The organism is Actinomadura kijaniata (genome assembly GCF_014138665.1).
Taxonomy (GTDB): domain Bacteria; phylum Actinomycetota; class Actinomycetes; order Streptosporangiales; family Streptosporangiaceae; genus Spirillospora; species Spirillospora kijaniata.
Genome location: NZ_JACJIA010000015.1, coordinates 159,311 through 183,741 on the forward strand (window position 1 = coordinate 159,311; position 24,431 = coordinate 183,741).

22 protein-coding genes and 1 pseudogene are annotated in these 24,431 nt (G+C 75.3%); 15 read left to right on the plus strand and 8 right to left on the minus strand.

The genetic code is table 11. From position 1 onward, the window contains the following. Positions 1–2: 2 nt before the first annotated feature. From HNR61_RS39730 to HNR61_RS39740, 3 genes are read right to left on the minus strand one after another with little or no spacing between them, the layout of a single operon-like run. Positions 3–752, minus strand: a complete 750-nt coding sequence (locus HNR61_RS39730) for a 7-carboxy-7-deazaguanine synthase QueE (RefSeq protein WP_182848302.1) — start codon at positions 750–752, stop codon at positions 3–5. Beyond that, positions 749–1,192: a 6-pyruvoyl trahydropterin synthase family protein gene (locus HNR61_RS39735; protein ID WP_182848303.1), complete on the minus strand. Its 444-nt coding sequence runs from the start codon at positions 1,190–1,192 to the stop codon at positions 749–751. Before HNR61_RS39735 ends, HNR61_RS39730 begins: the two co-directional genes overlap by 4 nt. After that, on the minus strand, positions 1,189–2,109 hold the full coding sequence (locus HNR61_RS39740; RefSeq protein ID WP_182848304.1) for an ATP-grasp domain-containing protein: 921 nt from the start codon (positions 2,107–2,109) through the stop codon (positions 1,189–1,191). The genes HNR61_RS39735 and HNR61_RS39740 overlap by 4 nt, the downstream gene beginning before the upstream one ends. Positions 2,110–2,414: 305 nt before the next feature. On the opposite strand from HNR61_RS39740, the gene HNR61_RS50275 reads away from it, so the two are divergent. From HNR61_RS50275 to HNR61_RS39790, 10 genes and pseudogenes are all read left to right on the plus strand, one after another. After that, on the plus strand, positions 2,415–4,049 hold the full coding sequence (locus HNR61_RS50275; protein ID WP_182848305.1) for a dihydroorotase: 1,635 nt from the start codon (positions 2,415–2,417) through the stop codon (positions 4,047–4,049). Next, entirely contained in the window at positions 4,046–4,819 is a 774-nt protein-coding gene (locus HNR61_RS39750; protein ID WP_182848306.1) for an isochorismatase family protein, read from the plus strand. The genes HNR61_RS50275 and HNR61_RS39750 overlap by 4 nt, the downstream gene beginning before the upstream one ends. Further along, positions 4,816–6,228: an amidohydrolase family protein gene (locus HNR61_RS39755; protein WP_182848307.1), complete on the plus strand. Its 1,413-nt coding sequence runs from the start codon at positions 4,816–4,818 to the stop codon at positions 6,226–6,228. Before HNR61_RS39750 ends, HNR61_RS39755 begins: the two co-directional genes overlap by 4 nt. 198 nt (positions 6,229–6,426) lie before the next feature. Then, a pseudogene (locus HNR61_RS39760) lies at positions 6,427–7,017 on the plus strand (acyltransferase family protein); the annotation flags it as partial. Further along, the gene (locus HNR61_RS39765) at positions 7,008–7,376 is read left to right on the plus strand and encodes an acyltransferase (RefSeq protein ID WP_182848308.1); all 369 of its coding nucleotides are present in this window, start codon (positions 7,008–7,010) and stop codon (positions 7,374–7,376) included. The pseudogene HNR61_RS39760 and the gene HNR61_RS39765, both read left to right, overlap by 10 nt. Further along, the gene (locus tag HNR61_RS39770; RefSeq protein WP_182848309.1) at positions 7,373–8,380 is read left to right on the plus strand and encodes a 3-oxoacyl-ACP synthase III family protein; all 1,008 of its coding nucleotides are present in this window, start codon (positions 7,373–7,375) and stop codon (positions 8,378–8,380) included. Before HNR61_RS39765 ends, HNR61_RS39770 begins: the two co-directional genes overlap by 4 nt. A 23-nt stretch (positions 8,381–8,403) precedes the next feature. Continuing rightward, positions 8,404–9,591 (plus strand): acyl-CoA dehydrogenase family protein, encoded by a 1,188-nt coding sequence (locus tag HNR61_RS39775; RefSeq protein WP_182848310.1) that lies wholly within the window; start codon positions 8,404–8,406, stop codon positions 9,589–9,591. Continuing rightward, positions 9,588–9,992 (plus strand): thioesterase family protein, encoded by a 405-nt coding sequence (locus tag HNR61_RS39780; RefSeq protein WP_182848311.1) that lies wholly within the window; start codon positions 9,588–9,590, stop codon positions 9,990–9,992. Before HNR61_RS39775 ends, HNR61_RS39780 begins: the two co-directional genes overlap by 4 nt. Next, positions 9,989–11,272 carry an aminotransferase family protein gene (locus tag HNR61_RS39785; RefSeq protein ID WP_220510351.1) on the plus strand — a complete coding sequence of 428 codons (1,284 nt, stop codon included), beginning with the start codon at positions 9,989–9,991 and terminating at the stop codon, positions 11,270–11,272. Before HNR61_RS39780 ends, HNR61_RS39785 begins: the two co-directional genes overlap by 4 nt. Beyond that, on the plus strand, positions 11,269–12,600 hold the full coding sequence (locus tag HNR61_RS39790) for a preATP grasp domain-containing protein (RefSeq protein ID WP_182848312.1): 1,332 nt from the start codon (positions 11,269–11,271) through the stop codon (positions 12,598–12,600). Before HNR61_RS39785 ends, HNR61_RS39790 begins: the two co-directional genes overlap by 4 nt. Positions 12,601–12,642: 42 nt before the next feature. On the opposite strand, the gene HNR61_RS39795 is transcribed toward HNR61_RS39790, so the two are convergent. After that, positions 12,643–13,461, minus strand: a complete 819-nt coding sequence (locus HNR61_RS39795) for an NAD-dependent epimerase/dehydratase family protein (protein WP_182848313.1) — start codon at positions 13,459–13,461, stop codon at positions 12,643–12,645. Next, the gene (locus HNR61_RS39800) at positions 13,458–14,540 is read right to left on the minus strand and encodes a Gfo/Idh/MocA family protein (protein ID WP_182848314.1); all 1,083 of its coding nucleotides are present in this window, start codon (positions 14,538–14,540) and stop codon (positions 13,458–13,460) included. The genes HNR61_RS39795 and HNR61_RS39800 overlap by 4 nt, the downstream gene beginning before the upstream one ends. A gap of 103 nt (positions 14,541–14,643) precedes the next feature. On the opposite strand from HNR61_RS39800, the gene HNR61_RS39805 reads away from it, so the two are divergent. Further along, the gene (locus HNR61_RS39805; protein WP_182848315.1) at positions 14,644–15,222 is read left to right on the plus strand and encodes a TetR/AcrR family transcriptional regulator; all 579 of its coding nucleotides are present in this window, start codon (positions 14,644–14,646) and stop codon (positions 15,220–15,222) included. Positions 15,223–15,267: 45 nt separating this feature from the next. On the opposite strand, the gene HNR61_RS39810 is transcribed toward HNR61_RS39805, so the two are convergent. Further along, a complete protein-coding gene (locus tag HNR61_RS39810) occupies positions 15,268–15,843 on the minus strand; it encodes a TetR/AcrR family transcriptional regulator (RefSeq protein WP_182848316.1) in 576 nt (191 codons plus the stop codon). Positions 15,844–15,949: 106 nt separating this feature from the next. Here HNR61_RS39810 and HNR61_RS39815 point away from each other — a divergent pair, with 106 nt between their 5' ends. Next, positions 15,950–16,351, plus strand: coding sequence for a nuclear transport factor 2 family protein (locus HNR61_RS39815; RefSeq protein ID WP_182848317.1), 402 nt, complete (start codon positions 15,950–15,952; stop codon positions 16,349–16,351). A gap of 96 nt (positions 16,352–16,447) precedes the next feature. Next, a complete protein-coding gene (locus HNR61_RS39820) occupies positions 16,448–17,506 on the plus strand; it encodes a hypothetical protein (protein WP_182848318.1) in 1,059 nt (352 codons plus the stop codon). A 14-nt stretch (positions 17,507–17,520) separates the two neighbouring features. On the opposite strand, the gene HNR61_RS39825 is transcribed toward HNR61_RS39820, so the two are convergent. Then, complete coding sequence (locus HNR61_RS39825; protein ID WP_182848319.1) at positions 17,521–18,117, minus strand: hypothetical protein; 597 nt, start codon at positions 18,115–18,117, stop codon at positions 17,521–17,523. 512 nt (positions 18,118–18,629) lie between these two features. Here HNR61_RS39825 and HNR61_RS39830 point away from each other — a divergent pair. Next, positions 18,630–20,108, plus strand: coding sequence for a serine/threonine-protein kinase (locus HNR61_RS39830; protein WP_182848320.1), 1,479 nt, complete (start codon positions 18,630–18,632; stop codon positions 20,106–20,108). A gap of 49 nt (positions 20,109–20,157) precedes the next feature. Here HNR61_RS39830 and HNR61_RS39835 read toward each other — a convergent pair whose 3' ends face one another. After that, the gene (locus HNR61_RS39835) at positions 20,158–22,938 is read right to left on the minus strand and encodes an alpha-L-rhamnosidase (RefSeq protein WP_182848321.1); all 2,781 of its coding nucleotides are present in this window, start codon (positions 22,936–22,938) and stop codon (positions 20,158–20,160) included. A gap of 127 nt (positions 22,939–23,065) precedes the next feature. Between HNR61_RS39835 and HNR61_RS39840 the strand changes: the two genes are divergently transcribed. After that, positions 23,066–23,986, plus strand: a complete 921-nt coding sequence (locus HNR61_RS39840; RefSeq protein WP_182848322.1) for an AraC family transcriptional regulator — start codon at positions 23,066–23,068, stop codon at positions 23,984–23,986. The last annotated feature ends 445 nt before the right edge of the window (positions 23,987–24,431 follow it).

Here is a 24,431-nt window from a genome sequence, read left to right on the forward strand (position 1 = left end):
GGTCAGTGCCCTCTCTCGTCGCCCCACGCGAGCACGTGGAGCCGGTGGGTGGCGTTGATGCCGTGCCGTGCGGCGGCCTCGGCGACGACGCGCCAGCGCTCGTCGAGTTCGGCCGTGGTGACGCCCAGGGGCATGACCCACACCTGGCCCGCGGGCCAGGTGTGGGCCGCGGCGAGCGCCCGGGTGGCCCCGACGTCGGCGGCGGTCGCGCACACGACCTTCAGGTGCGCCTGCCCCGCCCGCGCGGCCGCGGCCCAGCCCCGGTGCAGCGCCGGGTTCTGGTGCCCGCGGTGCCGGCCGGCGTTGGGCAGCTTGGGCGAGACCACGAAGGTCTCGACGAGCTCGCGGGTCGTCGCGGTGGGCGCGATCGTCCCGTTGGTCTCCACGTGCGGGACGCAGCCGCGCGCCCGCAGCAGGGTGAGCAGTTCGCGCCACCCCTCGGTCTCCTGCTGGAGCAGCGGCTCTCCCCCGGTCAGGATCACCAGCGCGCCGTCGGGGACGCTCGCGGCGATCTCGCCGGCCGGGGTGTGCCGGATCTCCTCGCGCAGGGTGTAGCGGGAGGAGTCCCAGGTGTAGGCCGAGTCGCACCAGGAGCACGACAGGTTGCAGCCGCCCAGCCGGACGAACCAGGCGGTGCGCCCGGCGGCCGGGCCCTCGCCCTGGATGGTGGGGCCGAACGTCTCGGCCAGCGGCAGCCAGGTGGCCGCCGAGGGGGCCGGCGACGCGGTCGAGGGTGGGCTCGGCGCGGTCATCGGACCACCTCGGCGGCGTTGACGTGCGTCTCGGTGACCCGGACCCGCGTCACCGCGACCCCCCGCCATCCGGCCGCGTCGATGCAGTCGTCGGTCACCCGCGCGAGCAGCTCGGCGACGTTCTCGACCGTCGGCCAGTCCAGCCCCTTGGAGGGCTCGGCCACCCCGAACCGGAACAGCTTGCCGCCGTCCTCCTCCAGCGCCGGGACGAGCGGGTCCAGGTCGCCGAGCATCGCCCCGTGGTCGAGATGGGTGTCGATCCACTCGCGCAGGTGGCGCTTGAGCGTGCCGAAGTCGACGACGATCCCCTGGTCGTTCAGGTCCCCGGCGACGGTGACCTCCGCCCACCAGGAGTGGCCGTGCAGGTTCTGGCACTTTCCGCCCAGGTGGGGAAGCCGGTGGGCGGTCTCGAAGTTGTGGCGTACGGTGACCTGGTTCATGCCGCCTCCTGCGACTCGGCGTACCGGCGCTCGATCAGGTCCAGCACGGCGCGGTTGGGGATCTCCTGCACGTCGGGCGGGAGCGCGCCCCAGCCGGGGACGACGTTGACCTCCATGACGACGGGACCCTCGTCGGTCTCCACGATGTCCACCCCGGCGTAGCTCAGCCCCATCGCCTTGGTCGCGCGGATCCCGATGTCGGCCATCTCGGGCGAGGGGGTGACGATCTCGATGTCCACGTCCCAGTCCGCGCCGGACGGCAGCCCGTCGCCGGGGAACGGCTTCCACGCCTCTCCCCCGGTGTGGAACCGCGTGCAGATCGACGGCTCGTCCCCGATGACCAGGACGCGGTGGTCGCCCTCGTGCGGGTAGTAGGGCTGGCAGATCAGCACGCCGTACCGGTCGAGCATGGCCGCGGCCCGGTCCCGCTCCCCGCCGGTGATCCCGCCGAGGAACCGTTCCACGTCGATGCCCCGGAACCCGACCGACGGCTTGAGGACGATCGGCCCCCACGCGCGGCCCGCCTCCTCCACCTCCGGCAGGCTGCGGACCGAGCGCGTCGGCGGGACGTTGATCCCGTTCAGCGTGAGCTGGTGCAGCATGGCGAACTTGCCGGCGGTCCTGACATGCACGTCGACCGGGTCCAGCATCAGCACGCGGGGGATCCCGGACAGCAGGTGCAGCCGCTCCACGGTGTCCCGCCAGCCGTCGTGGCCCACGTGCGCCCGGGACAGGATCACGTCGAAGTCGGCGGCGTCCCGTCCCGCGACGGTCGGGACCGTGCCGTACCGGGTCGCCGCGCAGCCGACGTCGGCGATGTCGAAGACGGTGACCTCGTGGCCTCGGGTGCGGCCGAGCTCGGCGATCCCGACGGACTCGGCCTCACCTGGCTCCCAGCCGAGAATTCCTAGCCTCATACACCCTCCAGTGCCGGGAAGTTTCCCTGGAATTACAGGGTCCAGCGCAATGTATTCCGATGCCACGGGCGCGGCAATAAAAGCCCGGCAATGCCGGCGAGGGACCGGTGGCGCATGCCGTCAGCCTTCTCAATGCCAACGTTCTAGCAGGTGACGGTCTTGGAACGTCTCGCCGGCGGGACGGTTGACGGCCACCGCGACGCCTTTCCGTTGCCCTCTCCAATTCGCGGTGTGAGACTCGGTCCGCACGTTCGGATGGTTTTTGGTTCGCCGTGTACGGCGAAAGTCGAAAGGGGTGATGCGCGGTGACGAGCGAAACCCTCGACCTGATCGTCGCCAACGGGACGGTGGTCCTCGGAGACGGGCGGCACCGGCTGGCGGTCGGTGTCAAGGACGGCAAGGTGGTGGCGCTGGCCCCCGAGGAGCTGATGCCCCCGGCGCGCCGGCGGATCGACGCGCGGGGCCACTACGTGCTGCCCGGGATCGTCGACTCCGAGGCCCACCCCGGCTGCTACGTCCCGTTCAAGGACGACATCCGCACCGAGTCGCGGGCCGCCGCCTGCGCCGGGGTCACCACCTGGGGCATCCAGGCCCCGGTGACCCGGATGGGCACCGAGCCGTTCCACGAGGTGGTGCGCCGGGCCGACGTGGTGTCGTTCCACGAGTCGTTCCCGGCCGCGCGCAAGGTCATCGAGACCTACTCGCAGGTCGACGCCTACCTGACCTACATGCTGGAGACCGACGAGCAGGCCCGCGAGATCCCCGAGTACGCCGAGGAGCACGGCGTCACCTCGTTCAAGCTGTACCTGCAGACGCGCAGCCTCAAGGGCATGGCGGACGACGACGACAGCAACTGGCCCTCGCGCCGGGCCGGTCTCGGCACCGGCCTCGACGACGGCACCGTCTACCTGGCCATGGAGCAGACCGCCCACCTCGGCTACCCGGGCATGGTGCACATCCACCCGGAGAACTGGGAGATCGGCCGGATCTTCGAGGACCGGCTGCGGGCCGCCGGGCGCACCGACTTCGGCGCCTGGACCGACCGCTCGCCGGACTTCCTGGAGGCCCAGCACATCGCCGCCTACGCCTACCTCGCCAAGCAGACGCCCGGCCGGGTGCCGCTGTACCTCCAGCACTGCACGACCGCGCTGAGCTTCCAGGAGGTCCTCAAGGCGCGCGCCGAGGGTGTGGACCTGTACGCGCAGACGGGGCCGGCGTGGCTGTGGGCGCAGCCCGAGGACGGCCGCGGCTGGCGCATCAACGTCCCGCTGCGCCGCCGCGAGAACGTCGAGGCGCTGTGGGCCGCGCTCGCCGACGGGATCGTCGACGTCGTCGGCTCCGACCACGTCGTCGGCTGGGAGCCCTCCTCCTACGAGGAGATGTACAACGCCAACATCTGGGACTGCCGCACCGGCTTCAGCCGGGTCGAGCTGTTCCTGCCCGTCCTGCTGTCGGAAGGGGTCAACAAGGGCCGCATCAGCATGGAACGGCTCGTGCAGGTGAGCTGCGAGAACCCCGCCAAGACCAGCGGGCTGTGGGGCCGCAAGGGCTCGCTGCTGCCGGGCTTCGACGCGGACATGGTGATCGTCGACGCGGGCCGCGAGGTGACGGTCGGCAAGGAGCACCTCAACACCCGCTCCGGCTGGTCGATCATGGAGGGGCACACCTTCACCGGCTGGCCGATCAAGACCATCCTGCGCGGCGAGGTCACCGCCGAGTGGGCCGACGGCTCGCCCGGCATGCGCCCGGTCGGCGACCCGCGCGGCGGGTACCTGCCCCGGCGGCTGCACGGCACGCGCACCGGCCACGACGCCGCCGAGCCGCCGCGCGTCGCCCGCTCGGGCCGCTGGTCGCCGCCGGTCTTCGAGCGCCCGGGGTTCTGCGCCGAGACCACCGTGCACACCACCGTCCGGCAGCCCGGCGGCGAGGGGGCCCGATGAGCGGCGCGATCTGGGACGACGTGCTCGACGACGTCGACCGGGCGGTGTTCGAGGCCGCGGGCTGGGGCCGGCGCGCCGGGTTCGGCCGGCGACCGGTGATCATGGTGATCGACGTCAACTACAACTTCTGCGGCGACCGGCCCGAGCCGATCCTGGACTCGATCCGCCGCTGGCGCTACTCGTGCGGCGAGGTCGCCTGGACCACCGGGATCCCGGCGATCGCCCGGATCCTGGAGGTGGCGCGGCGCAAGCGGCTGCCGGTCGTCTACACCACCAACCCGCGCCGGGCCGACGGCTTCGACCTCGGCGTGTGGACGCTCAAGAGCCACCGCAGCGACGACACCGTGGACGTGCGGGGCCACCTGGGCAACGAGATCGTGGCCGAGGTCGCCCCGCGCGAGGGCGACATCCTGCTGGAGAAGCGCAAGCCCTCGGCGTTCTTCGGCACCCCGCTGATCAGCCATCTGACGATGCTGCGCGCCGACTCGCTCATCCTGACCGGGACGACGACCAGCGGCTGCGTCCGGGCCACCGCCGTCGACGGCATCTCCCACGACCTGCGGGTCACCGTCCCGCACGAGGCCGTGTTCGACCGGTCCCGCCTGGCGCACAAGGCGACCCTGCTCGACCTGCACATGAAGTACGCCGACGTCACCGACACCGCCGACGTCCTGGCCCACCTGGAGGGCCTGGAGGCCGGGCTGTTCGACGCGGAGTTCCCCCCGGCGGCCCTGGCCGCCGGGGCGGCCGCCGAGAGGGCGGCGCCGTGAACGCCGCCCCCGGCACCCTGGTCCGCGGCCGCCACGTGCTCACCTCGGCCTCCCCGGAGGTCCTGGCCGACGGGGCCGTGCGGATCGTCGGCGAGCGCATCGCCGACGTCGGCCCCTACGCCGAGCTGGCCGCGCGGTACCCGGCCGACCGGGTGTCGGGCGGGCCGCGGGACATCGTGACGCCCGGCTTCGTCAACACGCACGGCCACTTCTCCGAGGCGCTCATCGCCGGGATGGGCGAGGAGTACGCGCTCGGGGACTGGATCCGCGAGCTCATCGCCCCGGTCGCGCCGCACCTCGGCCCGGAGGCGGCCTACGTCGGGACGCTGCTGGCGGGCGTGCAGCTGCTGCGCACCGGGGTGACGCTCACCGGTGACATGTTCGTGTGCGACCCGGCGGCCGACGGGCCGCCGGTGACCCCGGGGGTCGTGCGGGCCCTGGACGAGCTGGGGCTGCGCGGCGTGGTGGCGTTCGGCGCGGGCGACCGGCGGCCGGGCGTGACCGTCGCCGGCGTCCTGCGCGAGCACGAGGCGCTGCGGCGGGCGGCCGGGGCCAGCCGGCTCAGCCGCTTCCGGGTGGGGATCACCGTCCTGGCGGCGCAGTCGCCCGAGCTGTTCGCGCGCACCGTCCGGCTGGCCGTCGACGGCGGCCACGGCGTCCACGTCCACCTGCACGAGGTCCGGGACGAGGTGCGCGCGGCGCGCGCCGAGCACGGCGTGAGCCCGGTGGAGTACTGCGCGCGGCACGGCCTGTTCGAGGCGCCGACCCTGGCCGCGCACTGCGTGTGGAGCGACGAGCGCGACATCGCGCTGCTGGCCGGGCACGGGGTCGCGGTCGCGCACAACCCGGTCGCCAACATGGTCCTCGCCTCGGGCGTGTGCCCGGTGGGGGACCTGCGGCGCGCCGGCGTCGAGGTCGGGCTGGGCGTGGACGGCGCGGCCAGCAACGACCGGCAGGACATGCTGGAGGTCATCAAGAGCGCGGTCCTGCTCCAGCGGGTGCACCGGCTGAGCACCGCGGCCCTGTCGGCGCGCGACGCCCTGCGCATGGCGACCCTCGGCGGGGCCCGCGCGCTCGGGCTGGGCGACGAGCTGGGCTCGCTGGAGCCGGGCAAGTCCGCCGACCTGGTGGTCTTCGACGGGGACTCCCCCGCGCTGGCGAACGTGCACGACCCGTTCCAGTCGGTCGTCTACTGCGCGGGCCCGCGCGAGGTCAGGGACGTGTGGGTGGCGGGACGCCGGTCGGTCGCCGGCGGCGGGGTGACCGGCGTCCCGGTGCCGGAGGTCGTCGAACGGTCGCGGGAGCTGGCGGCCGACCTGGTGCGGCGGGCCGGTCTCGACCGGCTCCGCCACCCCGCGGTGGCCCCGGCGGTCCCGGCGGCGCCCGAGCCGGTCGGAGGTGCCGCATGACCGCGGCCGTGACCCACGACCGGCTGCCGACCCTGACCGGGCTGCGGTTCGCCGCCGCGTTCGGGGTGCTCATCGGGCACGTCTACGTGTCGCCGCCGCTGCTGTCGGTGGCGATGGCGTCGGTGACCTTCTTCTTCGTGCTGAGCGGGTTCGTGCTGACCTGGTCGGCCCGGCGACGCGCCCGCCGCGTTCTGGTGCCGCCGCTTCTGGAAGATCTACCCCAACCGCGCCGTCACCTGGGCGACCGCGCTGATCATGCTGGCGGTCACCGGGACCTCGGCCGCGCCCGGCTTCGTCCGGGAGGGCGTGACGCCCCCGCCGCAGGCCGTGGCGAACCTGTTCCTGGTGCACACCTGGGTGCCCGCCCGCGACTTCGTCTACAGCGCCAACCCCGCGAGCTGGTCGCTGGGCAGCGAGGCGTTCTTCTACCTGCTGTTCCCGCTGGTCCGGCGGATCCCGCGATCCCGGCTGCCGGTGGCGGCGGGCGCCACGGTCGCGCTGGTCGTCGCGGTGCCGTCGGCCGCCCTGGCGCTGACCGGACCGGCGGTCGCGCCCGGCGTGCTGGACGAGCCCATGGTCCGCTTCTGGTTCGCCTGCTACCTGCCGGTGTGCCGGCTGCCGGAGTTCGTCCTGGGCATGGTGCTGGCGCGGATGGTGCGCGAGGGGTGGCGGCCGCGCGTCGGCGTGGCCGCGCCGCTCGCCGCCGCGCTGGCGGTCTGCCTGTGGTCAGCCCCCGGCTGCCGATCACGTTCTCCTACGCCGCGCTCGCGGTGGTCCCGGTGGCGCTGACCGTGGTGGGCGGCGCCTCGGCGGACCTGCGCGGCGCCCGCTCCTGGTGGCGGAGCCCGGCGATGCTCCTGCTCGGCGAGATCTCCTACGCCCTCTACCTGCCCCACTACCAGGTGATCCTCCTGTTCGACCACCTGGTCGGCGGGCGGGTGCGCGCCGCGGTCGGACAGGCGGCGACGGCGGCGCTGCTGACCGCGGTCTGCCTGGGCGTGGCGTGGCTGCTGTACCGCCTCGTCGAGCGCCCGCTGACCCGCCGGTTCGGCTCCCGGTCGGGCCGGCGTGCCGACAAGTCCCCGCCCGAGCCCTCCGGCGCCGTCCGGAACGCGGTTCGGGCCACCCAGACAGGGGGAAGCCCATGACCAGGCTGACACCGACCGACGTCGGAGTGATCGGAACCGGATCGTGCCTGCCCGAGCGGCGGGTGGACAGCCGGGAGGTCGCCGCGACGCTCGGCGTGGAGCACCGGTGGATCGTCGAGCGCGTCGGCGTGCTGGAGCGCCGGTTCGCCGGGACCGGGGAGACCGGCACGGGGCTGGCGGCCCGGGCCGCGGCGCGGGCCCTCGACCGGGCGGGCGTCGCGCCCGAGGACGTCGACGCGATCGTCCTGGCCACCTCCACACCCGAGACCCCGATCCCCGGCGTCGCGGCCCGCGTGCAGGAGGCGGTCGGGGCGCGCAACGCGTTCGCCTTCGACGTCAACGCGGCCTGCGCCGGGTGGCTCGTCGGGATCGAGACGGCCCGCGGGTTCCTGCGCGCCGACGAGCGCCGCCGGTACGTCCTGGTCGTCGGCGCCGACACCTACTCCCGCATCCTGAACCCGGGCGACCGCAGGACCTATCCCCTGTTCGGGGACGGCGCGGGCGCCGTCGTCGTGGCGCGGGTCCCCGCCGGCGAGGGCATCGGCCGGATCGAGATCAGGACCGACGGGCGGCTCGGGCACTACGCCGTCGGCGGCCACGGCAACCTCCTCACCCCCGACGGCCTGGCCGGCGGGGCGCACCACCTGACGATGCTCGGGCGCGACATCGCCGCGCTCGTCCGGACCGAGTTCCCGGCGCTGGTCGAGGACGCGGTGAAGGAGGAGGGCCTGACCGTCGCCGACGTCGACCACCTGGTGTGCCACCAGGCCAACCCGAGGCTGGTCCGGGAGGTCGCCGAGAACGCCGGGTTCCGGCCCGGCCAGGTCGTGCTCACCGGCGACGTGATCGGCAACACCGCCGCGGCGTCCCTGCCCATCGGGCTGGACACCGCGGTGCGGGACGGGCGGATCCGGGCCGGCGACACCGTGCTGATGATCACCTTCGGCGCCGGGATGACCTGGGGCCGCGCGCTGATGCGGTGGCCGTCGGCCGCCCGGCCCTGACGAACCACTCCCAGGAGGAGCACATGGATCTGACGTGGACGGACAAGCAGCAGGAGCTGCGCCGCCGGTTCGCCCGGTTCGCGCGGGAGCGGATCGCTCCGGGCGGCGCCGAGCGCGACCGCGACGAGACCTTCGACCTGGCGGTGTGGCGCGAGCTCGCCGACGCCGGTTTCTGGCGCGTCCACGTGCCGAAGCGGCTCGGCGGCGACGGCGGCGACCTGTGGGACCACGTGGCGGCGTTCGAGGGCCTGGCCGCCGGGGCCGACGACTGCGCGTTCGTGCTGTCGGCCGCCGCGCACGCCGGGCTCCTGCAACTGCTCCTGCGGTGGGGCACCGAGGAGCAGCGGCGGCGGTTCGTCCCCGGTCTGCTGGCGGGGCGGCTCGGCTCGACGGCGGCCACCGAGGCCACCGGAGGGTCGCACGTGTCGGCCGTCCGCACCACGGCGCGGCGGACCCCCGACGGGGGCTTCCTGCTGACCGGGGACAAGAGCCACATCACCAACGCCCCGCTGGCCGACCTGATGATGGTCGTGGGCCGCGTCGCCGGCATCGGCGGGCGCGACATCACGCTGTTCCTCGTCGACAAGGACCAGGAGGGCGTGACCCGGGGCGGCCACGAGAGCCTGCTGGGGCTGCGGGGCAGCCCGCTCGGCCCGATCGCCCTGCGGGACGTGGCCGTCGGGCCCGACCGGGTGCTCGGCGAGGTCGGCGAGGGGCTGGACGTCCTGTACTGGTGCCTGGCCTTCGACCGGCTCATCTACGGGATCGTGGTCGCCGCGCACGTGGAGGCGCTGCTGCCCCGCGCCGTCGCGCGCATCCGCGAACGGGAGGCGTTCGGCGTCCCGCTGGCCGAGCACCAGTACGTCCAGGAGAAGGTCGTCGACATGCAGACGACGATCGAGGCGTCCCGCGGCCTGGCGTACGCGGCCGCCGCCGCGCTCCAGCGCGAGGACGGCACCGACCGGGCGAGCCTGCTGGCCTCCTGCGTGAAGCTGCTGTCGGCCGACGGCCTGGTCCGCGCCGCCCTCGAACTGGTCCAGATCTTCGGCCACCTCGGGTTCGAGCGGGGCACCGGGATCGAGCGCCACCTGCGCGACGCGGTCGCCTTCCGCATCGCGGGCGGCACCAACGAGATGCAGAAGAAGAACATCTTCACCCAGGTCATGCGCGCGCACGGCGGCGGCCTGGTGAGCGGAGGGACCACGCGATGACCCGGACGGAGACCACCCCGCTGCGGGCGACCGCCTCCCGCGTCGTCCTCCCCGAGGACTGCGCGACGCGGTGGGGCAACGAGGGGCTGGAGGTACTGTCCACCCCGGCGATCCTCGGCGACATGGAGCGGCTGTGCGCCGAGGGGATGGGCCGTTTCCTGAAGCCCGGCCAGATGTCGGTGGGCGTGACGGTGACCATGAACCACCGCGCGGCCGCGCCGGTCGGCGCCACCGTCCACTACGAGGTCACGGCCGCGGCGGTGGACCGCAGGACCGAGTTCGCGTTCACCGTCCGGGACGAGGCGGGGACCGTGCTGTGCGACGGGAGCCACCTGCGCGCCGTCGTCGACCTGGAGCGCTTCCGCGCCCGGGTCGCCGCGTCCCGGAAGGGGGAGCGGTGAGCGCGGTCACCGCGGCGGACGCGGCGGCGCCGGCCGCTCCCCCGCCGCGGCGGCCGGTGGCGGTACGGGCCCGGGGCGCGCGCGTCTGGGACGAGCGGGGCCGCGAGTACATCGACGGCAGCTCGGGCGCGGTCTGCGTGAACCTGGGCCACGGCGTCCCGGAGGTCCTGGACGCGATGCGCGCGCAGGCCGAACGGATCACCTTCGTCCACCGCAGCCAGTTCGCGCACCACGCCGTCCAGGACCTCAGCGCCGAGATCCTGTCGATCGCGGGCCCCGGACACCGCGAGGTCGTCTACACCAACTCCGGTTCGGAGGCGACCGAGACCGCCCTGCGGCTCGCCCTGCACCACCACGCCGCCGACCCGGCCCGCGCGGTCGTGCTGACCCAGTTCCCCAGCTACCACGGGATGACGGCGGGCGCGCTCGGCGTCTCCGGCCATCCGCCGCGCCGCCGCCATCTGGACGCCCTGCACGACGGCTCGGCGACCACGGTGCCGGTCGCGTCCGGTGACCCCGGCCGCCTGCTGCCCGGCCTGGCGGACTGGCGCGCGGCGTTCGCCCGCACCGGGCCCGAACGCGTCGCCGCGGTCCTGCTGGAACCGGTCGGCGGGGCCGCAAGCGGGGCGTGCGAGGTGCCCGACGAGGTCCTGCGCGGACTGCGCGACCTGTGTGACGCCAGCGGCGCGCTGCTGGCCGTCGACGAGGTCATGACGGGATTCGGCCGCACCGGATGGTGGTTCGGGCACTCCAGGTCCGGCGTCACCCCGGACCTGGTCGTCACCGGCAAGGGGCTCAGCGCGGGCTACACCCCGATCGGCGCATGCCTGGTCGGCGACCGGGTGCTGCCCAACCGGCCCGCGACGGACCTGGCGTTCGGGCACACCATGGGCGGCAACCCCCTGTCGGCGGCGACGGCCCTGGCCGTCCTGGCCTACACGCGCGAGCACGACCTGCCCGGCCGCGCCGAACGCGCCGGAGCGGTCCTGCGCGAGGGACTGGCCGAGACGGCCGCGTCCGTGCCGTTCCTCGGCGCTCCCCGGGGGCGCGGGCTCCTGCTCGCCCTGCCCGTCCACCAGGACGCCGAGGGTTTCGCGCGCGCCCCGCTGGCCGCGCGGATCTGCGCCGCCGCCGAACGGAACGGGCTGATCGTCTACCCCGCCGGGGTCGACCACCGCTACCAGGCCGTCCTGGTCACCCCGCCCCTCACCGTCGACGACGCCGACCTGCGGGAGCTGCTGGCCCGGCTGCGCGCCGCCGTGGCGGAGGTGGACGCGTGAGCACGCTGCTGATCGGCAACCCGTTCAACGAGCACCTGATCGGCGACCTGGCCGCGCTGCCGCCCGGGGCCCGCCGAACAGGCGGCAACAGCGCCCTGCGCATGGCGTGGCTGGCCGAACCCGGCGACGTCGTCGTGGTGGCCCAGCACGTCGACCCCGTGTACCTGCGCTACCTGCTGGAGCTGAAGGGCCTGGACCCCGGCTCGGTGACCGTCCTGGTGCCGCCGCCCGGGCCGTTCGGGGACGACGTCCTGACCCGGGAGCGGCTCCTGCACGCCGACTTCCTGGAGAAGGCGCGCCGCCTGGTGCAGGACAACGGCATCGACCGGGTCCTGCCGTACTCGTTCAACCCCACCGTGGCGGCCCTGACCCGGGAGCTCGACCTGCGGGACGGCACGCCCGGCTTCGGGTTCCTCGACGCGGGCGGGCACGACCTGCTCAACAGCAAGAGCGCCTTCCGCGCCCTCGGCGCGGGACTCGGCCTGCCCCTGCCGGAGGGCGTGGCGACCAGGTCGCGGGCCGAGGCCGAGGCGTTCGCCGCGACCATGCTGTCGGCCGGTGAGCCGGTCATCGTCAAGCAGGACTACAACGCGGCCGCGCACGGCAACGAGATCCTCGCCCCCCGGCCGGGCGTCCCCCAGGTCGGCGCGCCCCGCCTCGCCGTGCTCGGGGGACCGGGCGAGGTGACCCGGCACTTCGACGCGGCATGGCCCTTCTACACCAACGGCGACCGCGACAAGGTGGTCGTCGAGCACTACCTGGCCGGATCGGTCCCGCTGGGCTCGGAGTTCGAGATCACCGCCGGGGACGTCGTCGAGCGGCACGCCTGCGAGATGCGGATGGAGCCGGTCTTCTCGGGGATCGTCATCCCCGGCATGGAGACGTCCCCGGACGCGCGGCGGGCGTTCCTGGACCAGGCGCGGGCGCTGTGCGAGCCGATCCGGGCGATGGGCTACCGGGGTTTGATCAACATCGACGGCCTGGCCGCCCCCGACGGCCGGGTGCTGGTCGGCGAGTTCAACGGCCGCCTCGGCGGCACCACGCACCTGCACTGGCTCGGCGAGCGCCTGGTGGGCCCCGGCTACCTGGACGAGCGCCTGCTGGTGACCCGCAACAGGTGGAGCGTCCCCGCGCTGGACGCCGCCCTGTCGGCGCTCCGCGCCGGGGGCCTGGCCTTCGACACCGCCGACCGGCGCGGCGTGGTCATCATGTGCGACCACACGCGCGCGTCCGGAGCCGTCGAGTACTGCGTCGTCGCCGAGGACGCCGGGGACGCGCGGGAGATGGAGGGAAGGCTGGCCGGGCTGTTCGGCCCCGCGAGCCGCTGACACCTCCGGCGCGGCCGCGGGGCCGCGCCGGAGGGGGCGCGGTCAGCGGGCCGGGACCGGCGGTTCGGCCTTCAGGTGGTCGACGATCGCGGTGTGCTTCGGCGTCCAGTCCAGGAGCCGCCGCGTCCGGTCCGAGGAGATGTCCTGGTCGAGGACGAACAGCCCGGCGAGGGGGCCCAGCTCGGCGGTCGCCTCCTCCAGCGGCCACGGGACCGCCGTGCCGCCGCCGAGCGCCCGGGCGATCTCGTCGAGGCGGGCGGTCTCGCCCGTCCCGTGCCAGACCGTGCCCGGCCCGGCGCGCTCGACCACCGCGACGTACAGGGCGGCCAGGTCCGCCACGTGCACGACCGGCCAGCGCACGCCGGGCTCGCCGATGTAGACGCCGGTGCCGCGCTCGGCGGCCTTGGCCGCCAGCAGGGCCGGGACGGCGCCACCGCCCCCGCCGTACACCATGCCGGGCCGGACCACCCGGCCGCCGGCCGCGCGGACCCGGCGTTCGACCTCGGCCCGCCAGGAGACGAAGGGGTGCGGGCGGGGCTCGGTGTCCTCGTCCGCGGTGCCGCCGCCGAGCACGGCGGCGCCGGTGGTGTAGACGAGCGGGCTGCCGGCGTCCACCAGCGCGTCCACCCCGGCCAGGTCGAGTTCCTCGCCCAGCGGCGCTCCGATGTGCACGACCCGGTCGAACCCGGCGGCGGCCCGTTTCAGCGAGGCCGGGTCGGTCAGGTCGCCGGGCACGGAGCGGTAGGGCAGCTCGCGGCCGCCCGGGCGCCGCAGCACGGCGACGTCGTGCCCGGCCTCGGCCAGGGCGGCGGCGACGGCCGAGCCGACGAACCCGGTGGCGCCGATGATCAGGACGTTCATGGGATCTCCTTGGTGACGCCGCCGTCGGCGGCGGACTCCTCGATGGCGGTGAGCAGGCGGTGGTGGCGGGCGGCGGTGGCGAAGTCGGGACGCGCGGGGCGGTCCTCGGCGACGGCCCGCGCGACCTCGGCGTAGACGGCCGCGACGCTGGCGACCGGTCCGGCGGGCAGGTCGGCGGGGACGGTCCGGTAGGCGTCCGGCACCGGCAGCGGTCCGCCCGACAGGTCGATGGCCCAGTCGGCCCAGTTGAGGTACATGCCGGGCTGGACGGGGGTGATGGTGAGGGTGCCGCGCTCCCCCACGATCCGCAGGTGGAAGGGGTCGGGGGCCGGTGCGCCGCCGCCGTGGACCGTGACCGACGCCGAGGCGCCGCCCTCCAGCAGGCCGTGCAGCAGCACCTGCCCGGGGACGCCGTTGGGAACGGTCCGCCCGGTGTCGCCGACGGCGACCCGGTCGTGGTGGCGGGGCAGCCGCGCCGAGACCTCGGTGAACGGGGCCACCAGGCGGTCCAGGGTCGCCAGCGAGTGCCCGGCCATGATCGTCAGGAGGGAGGTGCCGCCGGCCGGGTCGGTGCTCCACTCCATGCCCTCGGGGATGCGGCCGCCGCCGAGCGGGGCCCCGGAGGCGACCAGCGCGAGCGACTCGACCCGGCCGATCCGGCCCTCGGCGAGCAGGTCCGCCACGAAGCGGGCGCCGGGCAGGTGGTGCCCCTGCAGGACCACGGCGTTGAGCACGCCCGCCCGCGCCGCGGCGGCGGCCAGCTCCTCGGCCTCGGGGGTGTCGGCGCCGAGCGGCCACTCCGACAGCACGTGCTTGCCCGCGTCGAGCGCGGCCCGGATGGCCTTGGCGTGCTCGGGCGCCTTGACCGACACCACGACCAGGTCCACCTCGGGATGGGCGGCCATCGCCTCGACGCCGGCGAAGGCGTGCCGGACGCCGTGCGCGGCGGCCGCCCGTTCGGCGCTCTCGCGGCGGGTGGTGGCCACCGCCGTCACCTCGAACTCCGGCAACCGCCGCAACGCGGGCAGATGCGACGCCCCCGCCCAGCCGCCGGCCCCGGCCACGCCTACTCGGATCATGTGTCCCACCCCAGTTCTGTACCGATTGGTATTGAACTTAGCCGCACGCCGCCGCCGGGGCAAGGGGTAATGTACCGATAGGTATGAAATTGGAGGTCGCAGCATGCCCGGTGGTCGTCCCCGCGGGTTCGACGCGGAAGCCGCGCTCGATCGCGCGCTGGAGGTGTTCTGGCGGCAGGGGTACGAGGGGACCTCGCTGGCCGACCTGACCGCGGCGATGGGCATCAACAAGCCCAGCCTCTACGCCGCCTTCGGCAACAAGGAGGAGCTGTTCGCCCGGGCGCTCGACCGCTACCTCACCGGTCCCGGGGCCTTCGCGGCCGAGGCGCTGGAGGCGCCCACCGCCCGCGAGATCGTGGAGCGGATGGTGTACGGCGCGATCGAGCTGGTCGCCGGGGAGGGCGCGGTGGGCGGCTGCCTGAGCGTGGGCGGCCTGCACGCCTGCGGCCCGGACGCCGAGCCGGTGCGCCGCGAGGTCGCCGCCCGCCGCCGGGCCGGCGACCTGGCCCTGGCCCGGCGCCTGGAGGAGGTCGGCGACCTGCCGTCCGGCCGCGCGCCCACCGACCTGGTCCGCCTGGTCACCACCCTCGCCGACGGGTTCGCCGTGCAGGCCCGCGCCGGCCACGACCGCGAGAGCATGCGCCGCACCGCCGCCATGGTCCTGGCCTCCCTCGGCTGGTGACCCGGGGGCCGGGACGCCCCCGGGCCATGCCGGCGGGCCCGTCGGCTACGCGCCCGTGAAGCCGTCCCACAGGACGCGCAGGAGGCGGCGGGCGTCGTCCGGACCGCCGGCGGCGACGGCGGTCGCGCCCGCCAGGGCGAGCATGTCCTCCACGGTCAGACCGGAACCGACCGCGCCGGCCTCCCGGGCGCGGTCGAGCAGCTTCCGCGCGGTCGAGCGCATGGACTCGTGCCACCGGTCGAACAGCTCGGAGCGGCGCCGGTCGTCGCCCTCGGTCCCCGCCAGGGCCAGGGCGCGCTTGGTGGCGACGTGGACGACGAAGCCGTCCAGCCAGGCGAACAGCGCCTCACCGGCCTCCTCGGATCCGAGCAGGGCGGCCCCCCGCTCGCCGAGCGCGGCGACCTCGTCGGCGTAGACCGCCACGATCAGGTCCTGGCGGGTGGGGAAATGGCGGTAGAGCGTGGCGTTGCCGACGCCCGCCCGGCGCGCCACCTCGTCCAGCACGATGCCGGTGCCCCGCTCGTCGAAGAGCTCCCGGGCCGCCGCCAGGAGCAGCCGGGCGTTCCTGGCCGCGTCCGCCCTGCGCGGCCGCGGGTCCGCGGGCCGGTCCGTTCGCCTCATCGTCCGCTTTCCGGTTGCCAAACGGGGAGTTCCCCGCTTACCGTAGCGCAGCATGAACCGGGGAGTTCCCCACTTTCTCCCCCCGCCGACGGGACGAAGGAGCGGCATGCCCCTCACCTGCGAAGACCGCGCCGTCATCACCGAGCTGATCGCGATGCACGGGCACCTGTGCGACGCCGGGGAACTGGACCGCCTGGACGAGGTGTTCACCACCGACGTCGTCTACGACGTCACCGACTTCGGGCAGGAGGCCCTGCGCGGGGTCGCGGCCTGCGCCGAGGCGGGACGCGCCCTGGGCGAGCTGAACCCCGTCGGGCACCACGTCACCAACATCGTCCTGGACGAGCAGGCCGACGGCCGGGTGCGCGCCCGTTCCAAGGGGATCGGCGTCAACGCCGACGGCACGACCGCGAGCGTGACCTACGAGGACGTCGTCGTGCGCGTGGACCGGGGCTGGCGGATCAGCCACCGGACGGTGCGCGCGCGGCGCGTCCCGCTGGGCGGGTGACCGCCCGGCCGTCGGCGGCCCGTGAGTAACAGATCACCGGGCGATCTGAGTACGGCTACTCATGTGCGGCTCCAGCGCCCTTCCTACGGTGTGATCATGTTCCTGAAGCTGACCGCGGTCGCGGCCGCCGCCCTCACCGCCACCGGCCTCGGGCTCTGGGGCGCCGCCCCCTGGGCCGACGGCAACGTCCACTGGAGGCTGACGCTCGACCAGGGGTCGGTCGCCCACGGGAAGGTCATCGCCACCGGCGAGCGGGAGGCCTGGGCCTTCGGCTGGAAGGTCCTGGGCCTCGGCGCCTGGGTCCCCATGGTCGACGGCCCGCACCGCCCCACGGCCTTCCGCTGGGACGGCACGCGCTGGCGAAGGAGCGACCTGCCGGTCGAGCGCGGCCACATCACGGCGGTCGCCGCGTCCTCGCCCTCCCGTGTCTGGGCGCTCGCCGGGACCGACGGCGGCCCCTCCGTCCTGCGCTGGGACGGGCGCGCCTGGACCGTCGTCAGGAGGCTGCCCGGCACGGCCGGGATGGGCGGCCTCGTCGCCGCCGGCGACGACCTGTGGGTCTTCGGCGACCGCCGGGCCTGGCACTACGACGGCGCCACCTGGTCGGAGCGGGCCCTCCCCTTCCAGGCCTCGCGGGCCGCCGCCCGCTCCGCCTCCGACATCTGGGCCCTCGACGCCGAGGCCCCGAGGGTGCACCACTTCGACGGCAGGGGCTGGACCCCGACCGACCTCGCCCCGGCGCTGCCGAAGGGCTCCCGCCCGTCCGGCGGTCCCCCGCCCGGCCTGACCGGCCCCCGGCTCACCGCCGTCACCGCCGGCCCGTCCGGCGTCTGGATCACCGGGGAGGCCGGGGTGTCGTCGTTCGTGCTCTCCCGGACCGGCGCGGGCTGGCGCGGCGAGGACACCTCCGCGACGGCGGGCCGCATGGGCGACCGCGCCGCGCCCGTTCCCGACGGCCGGGGAGGCCACTGGTTCCTCGGCTCCACCGACGTCAACGGGGACGACTCCGCCCTCGCCCACCGCGACGCCTCCGGCCGCTGGACCAGGACCCCCGTCGGCGGCGAGCTGACCTCGCTGGCGGCCGTCCCCGGCGGCCCGCTGCTGGCCACCGGAAGGGTCGGCAGGGCCTCCGGCGTCTTCCGCCACCTGCGCTGAGACCGGCCGCGTCGTCAGCCGGGCGGGGCTCCCCCGATCTCCGCCGGCCGCGCGGACCAGCGGGCCGCCTCCCCGGGCCGGCCGAAGTCCCGCTCGCATGCGATCTGGAGGCGGCAGGCGAGCGCGGCGCGTTCCGGCAGGCGGTGCCGGGCGGCCTCGACGATCGTCTCCACCTGGCCGCCCGGGGCCGGGTCGACGAGTGATCCGAGGAGGCGGGCGCCGATCTCCGTGGCGAGCTCCGGCGGACGGGCCGAGCCGTTCTCCAGCGCGTACCGCAGGGCCCGGGCCGACAGGTCGGCGGCCTCCAGCAGGTCCAGCGGCCTTCCGGCGGTGCCCGCGTCGCCGGTGCGGGCGTGCTGGAACGCCAGGTCGACGGCCACCTCGGCGGCCCAGGACCGCACCAGGTCACCGCCGAGGCCCGCCATGACCTGCTCGGCGCGGGCGAGGTCGCCCCGGTACACCGCCAGGCCGAACGAGGCGACGCTCGCCGAGCCGTCGTCGTAGGCGGCGCGCAGCTCGGCGGCCGCCCGGGAGAGGGCGCCCGTGGCGGCGAGCCGGTGGCCGCGCTCGGCGGGGCTCTCCATGCCCGCGCGGCGACGGGCCTCGGCCATCGTCGCGGCGTCGCCGTGCGGGACCGCCAGGTGGTACGCGGCGCGCGTCCTCGTGCAACCCGTCGGAGGCCAGACGCACGCACAGCTCCAGGGCGGCGCGGGGCGACGAGGTCGTCGCCGACCGGGCGGTTGCGCACGGCCGTCCGCTCGACGCGTCGCACGAAGCGTCCGGCGTCGGCCTCGATCCAGGAGGCGTCGAGCGACCGCTCCAGGGTGATCGCCTCTCCGAGCGGCCCGGCGGGCCTGCCGGCGAAGCCGTCCGCCGCCTCCCGCAGCACCTGGACGAAGAAGCCCGGCCCGGCCGGCGGCAGCAGATCCTCCTGGTCCGGCTCCCCCGGTTCCAGCACGTGCACCCGGTACAGGTTTCCCGCCATAACGGGTGATCGTGCCGAACCGGGTGGCGGTCCGCGGCCCGAACGCGGGGATCCGGCGCCGTTCACAGGCGGCCCGCCGGCTGGAATGATTTCGGCGAGTCAGGCAAACGCGCGTGTTCTCTGGGTGGGGTGCGTTCGATGGCGTCGTTGCGGCCGGGTGATCCGCGCCGGGTCGGGCCGTACCGGTTGGAACGGAGGCTGGGCGGGACGGGGCGGGTGTTCCTCGGCCGCTCGCGGGACGGGCGGCCGGTGGCGGTGAGGGTGGTGCGCGGGGAACCGGCCGGGGAGGCGGGGTTCCGGCGCCGGTTCGCCGCGGAGGCGCGGGCGGCCCGCCGGGTCGTCGGGCCCCGCACCGCGCGGGTCCTGGACGCCGATCCGGCCGCCGACCCGCCGTGGCTGGCCACCGCCTACGTTCCCGGCCCCTCGCTGCGCGACGCCGTGCGGGAGCGCGGCCCGCTGCCGCCCGCCGAGGTCACCGTCCTGGGCGCGGGTCTGACCGAGGGGCTGGCCGCGATCCACGGCGCGGGGATCGCGCACGGCGGCCTCACCCCCGACGACGTGATCCTGGCCGAGGACGGCCCCCTGATCGTCGGCTTCGGCGCGCCCCGCGCGCGGGACGCGGTGGGGAGCCCGCCGTTCCTGTCCCCCGAGCAGGCCGGCGGCGGGCCGGCCGGTCCGCCCGGCGACGTGTTCTCCCTGGCCTCGGTGCTGGTGTTCGCGGCCACCGGCCGCGGCCCGTTCGGCGACGGCCCGGGCCGCGAGGTCCTCGACCGCGTCGTCCACGGCGACCCCGACCTGATCGGCCTGCCCGCCCACCTCGCCGAGCAGCTCGCCGACTGCCTGGCCAAGGAGCCCGCCGACCGGCCGGCCCCCTCCCGCCTGCTCGGGCGGTTCGCCGTCCGCGCCGGGGCCGAACGGCGGTCCGTCCTGTCGGCGCCCGACGTCGCCGGGCGGCCGCGGCGCGTCCGGGCGCACATGGGAGGCCGCGTCGCGGGACAGGCTCAGGTGGTCCTGCCGTGGCTTCCGGGTGAGGCGTCCGGCGCGCGGAGGGTGACCGTCACCCGCTGGCGCGGGCGGGTGGGAGACACCGTCGCCGTGGACGATCCGCTGCTGGAGGTCTCCACCGGCCGGGACGACGTCGTGATCACCTCGCCGGCCGGCGGCACCCTGTCCCTCGTCCGCTCCCGCGCGGGCGATTCCGTGCGCACCGGTCATGTGATCGCGCTGGTCGGCGCGCCGGGGACCGTTCCACGGCGGCCCTCCCCGCTGGAGCGGATCGGCGGGGTGGCCGTCGTGGCCCTCCTCTTCGCGATCGTCGCCCTGACGGCGGCGACCGGGACCTCGCTGTTCGCCGAGGACGCGCGCGGCGCCCGCCCCGGTGACTGCGTCGCCCGCGAGTACCTCGTGAACGGCGACGTGGCCGACGCGCGATGGCTCAAGATGCCGTGCGCGCTCATAGAGGTGCGCGCGGCCCTCAGTTCCGGGAGCGGATACAGCGGCTACTACCGAGTGGTCGGCGGCCCCTCCGCCGAGTGCCGTCAGTGGATCCACGGCTGGTCGTCCTCGGACGTCGCCGGCGGCGCCTCACCCGCGGTCCTGTGCCTGAGGGAGATCTGAGGCCGACCGGCCGGAGCGGCCCGGCCCCTCCAGCTCACCGGTCCCGCGCTCAGCCGGGCCCTGGACGGAGTCCCGGCGGGGACGCGTCGCCGGGAGGGGCGGCGGTGAGGCGGTGGCGTCCGGACACGAGCCGGACGGTCAGGGAGCGGTCGGTGCGGCCGACGACCTCGACGCCGTCGCGGTCGGCGACCGGGACGCCGTCCGCGCGGACGGCGCCGGGGTCGGCGGTCGGGACGACGAGGGTGGCGTGGATGCCCGGCGGCACGGTGGCCTCCAGGTGCAGTTCGCCGTCCTCCAGTCGCCAGCCGCAGGTGACCTCGCCGCGCGATGTCTCCTGCCGGGCGTGCGCCCAGGTCAGCAGGCCGCCGATGGTGGGGCGCAGCAGCAGGTCGCCGTAGGCCACCGAATCGGGGTGCTGTGCGATGCCCGCGACGCCGCCGTACAGCCATTCGCCGACCGAGCCGAGGCTGTAGTGGTTGAAGGAGTTCATGGCGGGCGACTGGAAGCCGTGCTCCTCGGTCCAGCCGTCCCAGCGTTCCCAGATCGTGGTGGCGCCGTGCCGGATCGAGTAGCCCCAGGAGGGATAGGTGTCCTGGTGCAGCAGCGCGTAGGCCAGGTCTGAGCGGCCGTGGTCGGCCAGGACCGGGCACAGCAGGGACACGCCGACAAAGCCGGTGGTCAGGTGGTGGCCGCGGGCCTCGATGTCGGCGGCCAGGTGACCGACGGCGGCGGGCACCGCCTCCGTCGGCAGCAGCCCGAACGCCAGCGCGAGCAGGTAGCCGGTCTGTGTGTCGCCCGCGACGCGGCCCTTCCCGACGTCCACGAACGCCTCGACGAACGCCTCGCGGACCGCCGCGTGCAGCGCCCCGTAGCGTTCGGCGTCCCGGTCGGCGCCCAGCACGCGGGCGGCCGCGGCCACCAGTTCGGCGCTGCGCGCGAAGTAGGCGGTGGCCAGCAGGTCGCGCGGGGTCTCGGCGTTCACCTGGAGCCAGTCGCCGTAGTGGTTGCCGACGTGGGCGCGCCAGACCAGGCCGGGGTTGTGGCGGTGGACGTGGTCCACCCACCGCTTCATGGCGGGGAGGGAGCGCTCCAGCACCCGCCGGTCCCCGTAGGTCCGGTACAGGTGCCAGGGGATGATCACTCCGCCGTCGCCCCAGGCGGGCGCGCCCTCGCGGGTCAGGCACACCTCGGGCACGACGTCGCCGAACGCGCCGCCCGGGTGCTGGGCGTCGACCACGTCGCGCATCCAGCGGGCGAAGAACGCCGCCACGTCGGCGTTGCGGCAGGCGGTGGGCAGGAACACCTGCGCGTCGGCCAGCCAGCCCAGCCGCTCGTCACGCTGGGGGCAGTCGGTGGGAACGGCCACGAAGTTGCCGCGCTGTCCCCAGCCGATGTTGGCGTGCAGGCGGTTGACGGTGGCGTCGGAGCAGGCGAACTCACCGGTCCAGGGGGTGTCGTTGTGCAGCACCCGCCCGGTGAGGTCGGCGGGGTCCAGCTCGCCGGGGTAGCCGGTGACCTCGACGTAGCGGAAACCGTGGAAGGTGAAGCGCGGCTCGAACACCTCCACCGGCCGCCCGGCGGCGACGTAGGTGTCGGTGGCCTCGGCGGTGCGCAGATTGGCCACGTACAGCTCGCCGTCGGTGAGCATCTCGGCGTGCCGCAGCCGGATCCGCTGGCCGCGCCGCGCGCCCCGGACGGTCAGGCGGACGCGGCCGACCATGTTCTGGCCGAGGTCGACGACGAAGCGGTCCTCCCCGCGGCGCTCCACCGACGTCGCGGGCAGCTCCGCCAGCACCCGGACGGGCCGGTCGGCGGCCGCTTCCAGTACGCCGGTGTCGGTGCCGGTCACGAGGACGGGCGCCCAGGAGGAGTCGTTGTAGCCGGGCGCGTCCCAGCCGGGCAGCTCCGCACGGGCGTCGACGTACTCGCCCATCAGCAGGTCGGCATAGCTGATCGGGCCGGGATGCTCGCGCCAGGAGCCGTCCGACACCACCCAGCGGCGCGACCCGTCGGCATAATCCAGCAGAAGTTGGACGAGGAACTGGGGCGCGTCGCCGTAGTGCAGGGCGGCCCGCCGCGAGTCGAACCCGACGTACCCGCACCACCAGCCGTCGGCCAGCACCGCCGCCACGACGTTGTCGCCCTCGCGCAGCAGGTCGCCCACATCGTAGGTCTGGTACGGCACGCGCCGGTGGTACTCGGTCCAGCCGGGCGCCAGCTCGGCGTCACCGACCCGGTGCCCGTTGATCCGCAGCTCGTACAGGCCGCGCGCGCTGACATAGGCGCGAGCCCGCACGGGCGGAACGCCGTCCAGGGTGAAGGGGCGGCGCAGGTGGGAGCAGGGCAGCAGGTGCCGGGTCCGCTCGGAGCGGTCCTCGTCGCGCGGCGGGTCCTGGACGGGCGCGGCCTCCGGATCGCGGGCGATCCAGGAGGCCCGCCACTCCTCGTCGTGCAGCAGCCCGGTCTCGAACCAGGAGTCGGCGTACCCGGTCTGCTCGCCCCGCGCATCCCAGACGGTGACGCGCCAGTGGTAGCGGGTCGCGGACTGGAGCGGCGGCCCGTCGTAGGGCACCAGCAGCGTGTCGGCGGACGGGCGGCGGCCGCTGTCCCAGACCAGGCGGTCGCCGCCGCGCAGGTCGGCCTCGCCGAGCGCCACGGTGATCCGGTAGGCGCTCTGCGCGTCGCCGCGCAGGTCCGAACGCAGCTTCCACGACAGCCGGGGCTCGCGCTCGTCCAGGCCGAGCGGCGTCTCCAACTGCTCGCAGGTGAGCCCGTAGGGGCTCAGCGCCGCGCCGGCGGGCGCGGGGGGCGTGGTGAAGGTGCTGGTCATCCCTTGACTCCTCCGGCGAAATCGATCAGTGAGGATCGTGCGCCCGCGCCGCCGGTGCCCGATAGCCCGAAAGGGACCCGCGGTAGCACGGAATTCACCTCGGCCCGGCCGGTTAGGGTGTCCGGGCATGGACGAACCCCCGGTCGGGACCGCCAAGGGCCTGCTGTACTTCACCGACGGATCCCTCGCCCACGCCGGCCACTACCTGCACGAGGGGGACCATCCGGTGCACACCCACAGCTTCGTGGAGATCGCCGTGGTCACCGGCGGCCAGGGCGTGCACCGGTCCCTGGACGGGCGCAGGGAACTGCAGGTCGGCGAGGTGATCCTGCTGCGTCCGGGCGTCTGGCACGGCTACGAGGGTTGCCGGGGGCTGGACCTGTACAACTGCTGCTTCGGCACCGAGCTGCTCCAGCGGGAGCTGGCCTGGACACGGGAGGACCCGTTCCTGGGCTACCTGCTGTGGACCGGCCCCAACTCGATGCGGCGCCGGGGGATGCTGACGACCCGGCTGGACGCACGAACGCTCAAAGAGGCCGTCGTTCACCTGGACGCGCTCGACCGCCTCGGCCGGGAGCCCGTCGACCGGCATCGCGGCGACGTCATCGGCAGGCTCACGCTGTTCCTCGGCCACCTCGCCCGGGCGGTCGCCGGGGAGCGCGACCCCGGGCCCGGCCCCGCCCACCCGGCGGTGGTCGAGGCGATACGGCTGCTGGAGGCCCGCCCCGCGCACCGCTGGACCCTCACCGAGCTGGCCGACCGGCTCCACCTGGCGCCCCGCTACCTGGTGCGGCTGTTCAAGTCGGCGACCGGGCTGCCCCCGATGGCCTACCTGGCCCAGCACCGGGTGGAGAGGGCGGCGGCGCTGCTGCTGCACACCGACCGGTCGATCACGCAGATCGGCCGGTCGGTCGGCTGGGCGGACCAGAACCACTTCGCCCGCCGGTTCAAGGCCCACTACGGGCTGCCCGCCTCCACGTACCGGCAGCGCTTCCGCCACCACGCGCCGAACGAGAAGGCGACGACCCGCCGGACCCCGCCCGGCTGATCCTCGCTCCCGGAGCCCCGAGGAAGGCCGACGACGACCGAGGCGTCCACGTGCGCGCCGGGGGGCGCCTCCCGTACCCCCGGCCTGGAAGGGCCCGCCGTCAGGTCCCGGCGGCCGTCGACGCCTTCGCCCGCCGCTACCGGCGCGTCTGCGACGCCCCCGAGGCGCTGCGGCGCCTGTCGCTGGAGGTCGGCCCCCAGACATGGCCCTGCGCGACCCCGACCTGCGGGCCCGGACCGCCGCGTCCGTCCGGGCGCACGAGCAGCGCCCGGCCTCGCTGTTCGCCGGCCGCCCGCGCCTCGGGCCGCGGTGACGCCCCGGCAGGCCCGGCGGCTGGCCGCCGCGCTCCGGGCGCTCCCGGCCGGCCTCGGCCTGTCCGGGCAGGCGTCCGGACGGTACTTCGCCGAGACCGCCCGCACCCTGGAGGTGCTCGGGCCGGCCCGAC

Bases quoted from the DNA above. Each gene is read 5' to 3' on its own strand.
- HNR61_RS39750 (WP_182848306.1), top strand. From the start codon at position 4,046: ATGAGCGGCGCGATCTGGGACGACGTGCTCGACGACGTCGACCGGGCG.
- HNR61_RS39775 (WP_182848310.1), top strand. From the start codon at position 8,404: ATGGATCTGACGTGGACGGACAAGCAGCAGGAGCTGCGCCGCCGGTTC.
- HNR61_RS39780 (WP_182848311.1), top strand. From the start codon at position 9,588: ATGACCCGGACGGAGACCACCCCGCTGCGGGCGACCGCCTCCCGCGTC.
- HNR61_RS39815 (WP_182848317.1), top strand. From the start codon at position 15,950: ATGCCCCTCACCTGCGAAGACCGCGCCGTCATCACCGAGCTGATCGCG.
- HNR61_RS39795 (WP_182848313.1), bottom strand. From the start codon at position 13,461: ATGAACGTCCTGATCATCGGCGCCACCGGGTTCGTCGGCTCGGCCGTC.
- HNR61_RS39835 (WP_182848321.1), bottom strand. From the start codon at position 22,938: ATGACCAGCACCTTCACCACGCCCCCCGCGCCCGCCGGCGCGGCGCTG.
- HNR61_RS39730 (WP_182848302.1), bottom strand. From the start codon at position 752: ATGACCGCGCCGAGCCCACCCTCGACCGCGTCGCCGGCCCCCTCGGCG.
- HNR61_RS39810 (WP_182848316.1), bottom strand. From the start codon at position 15,843: ATGAGGCGAACGGACCGGCCCGCGGACCCGCGGCCGCGCAGGGCGGAC.
- HNR61_RS39825 (WP_182848319.1), bottom strand. From the start codon at position 18,117: ATGGCCGAGGCCCGTCGCCGCGCGGGCATGGAGAGCCCCGCCGAGCGC.
- HNR61_RS39840 (WP_182848322.1), top strand. From the start codon at position 23,066: ATGGACGAACCCCCGGTCGGGACCGCCAAGGGCCTGCTGTACTTCACC.
- HNR61_RS39770 (WP_182848309.1), top strand. From the start codon at position 7,373: ATGACCAGGCTGACACCGACCGACGTCGGAGTGATCGGAACCGGATCG.
- HNR61_RS39740 (WP_182848304.1), bottom strand. From the start codon at position 2,109: ATGAGGCTAGGAATTCTCGGCTGGGAGCCAGGTGAGGCCGAGTCCGTC.
- HNR61_RS39735 (WP_182848303.1), bottom strand. From the start codon at position 1,192: ATGAACCAGGTCACCGTACGCCACAACTTCGAGACCGCCCACCGGCTT.
- HNR61_RS39800 (WP_182848314.1), bottom strand. From the start codon at position 14,540: ATGATCCGAGTAGGCGTGGCCGGGGCCGGCGGCTGGGCGGGGGCGTCG.
- HNR61_RS39805 (WP_182848315.1), top strand. From the start codon at position 14,644: ATGCCCGGTGGTCGTCCCCGCGGGTTCGACGCGGAAGCCGCGCTCGAT.
- HNR61_RS39830 (WP_182848320.1), top strand. From the start codon at position 18,630: ATGGCGTCGTTGCGGCCGGGTGATCCGCGCCGGGTCGGGCCGTACCGG.
- HNR61_RS39820 (WP_182848318.1), top strand. From the start codon at position 16,448: ATGTTCCTGAAGCTGACCGCGGTCGCGGCCGCCGCCCTCACCGCCACC.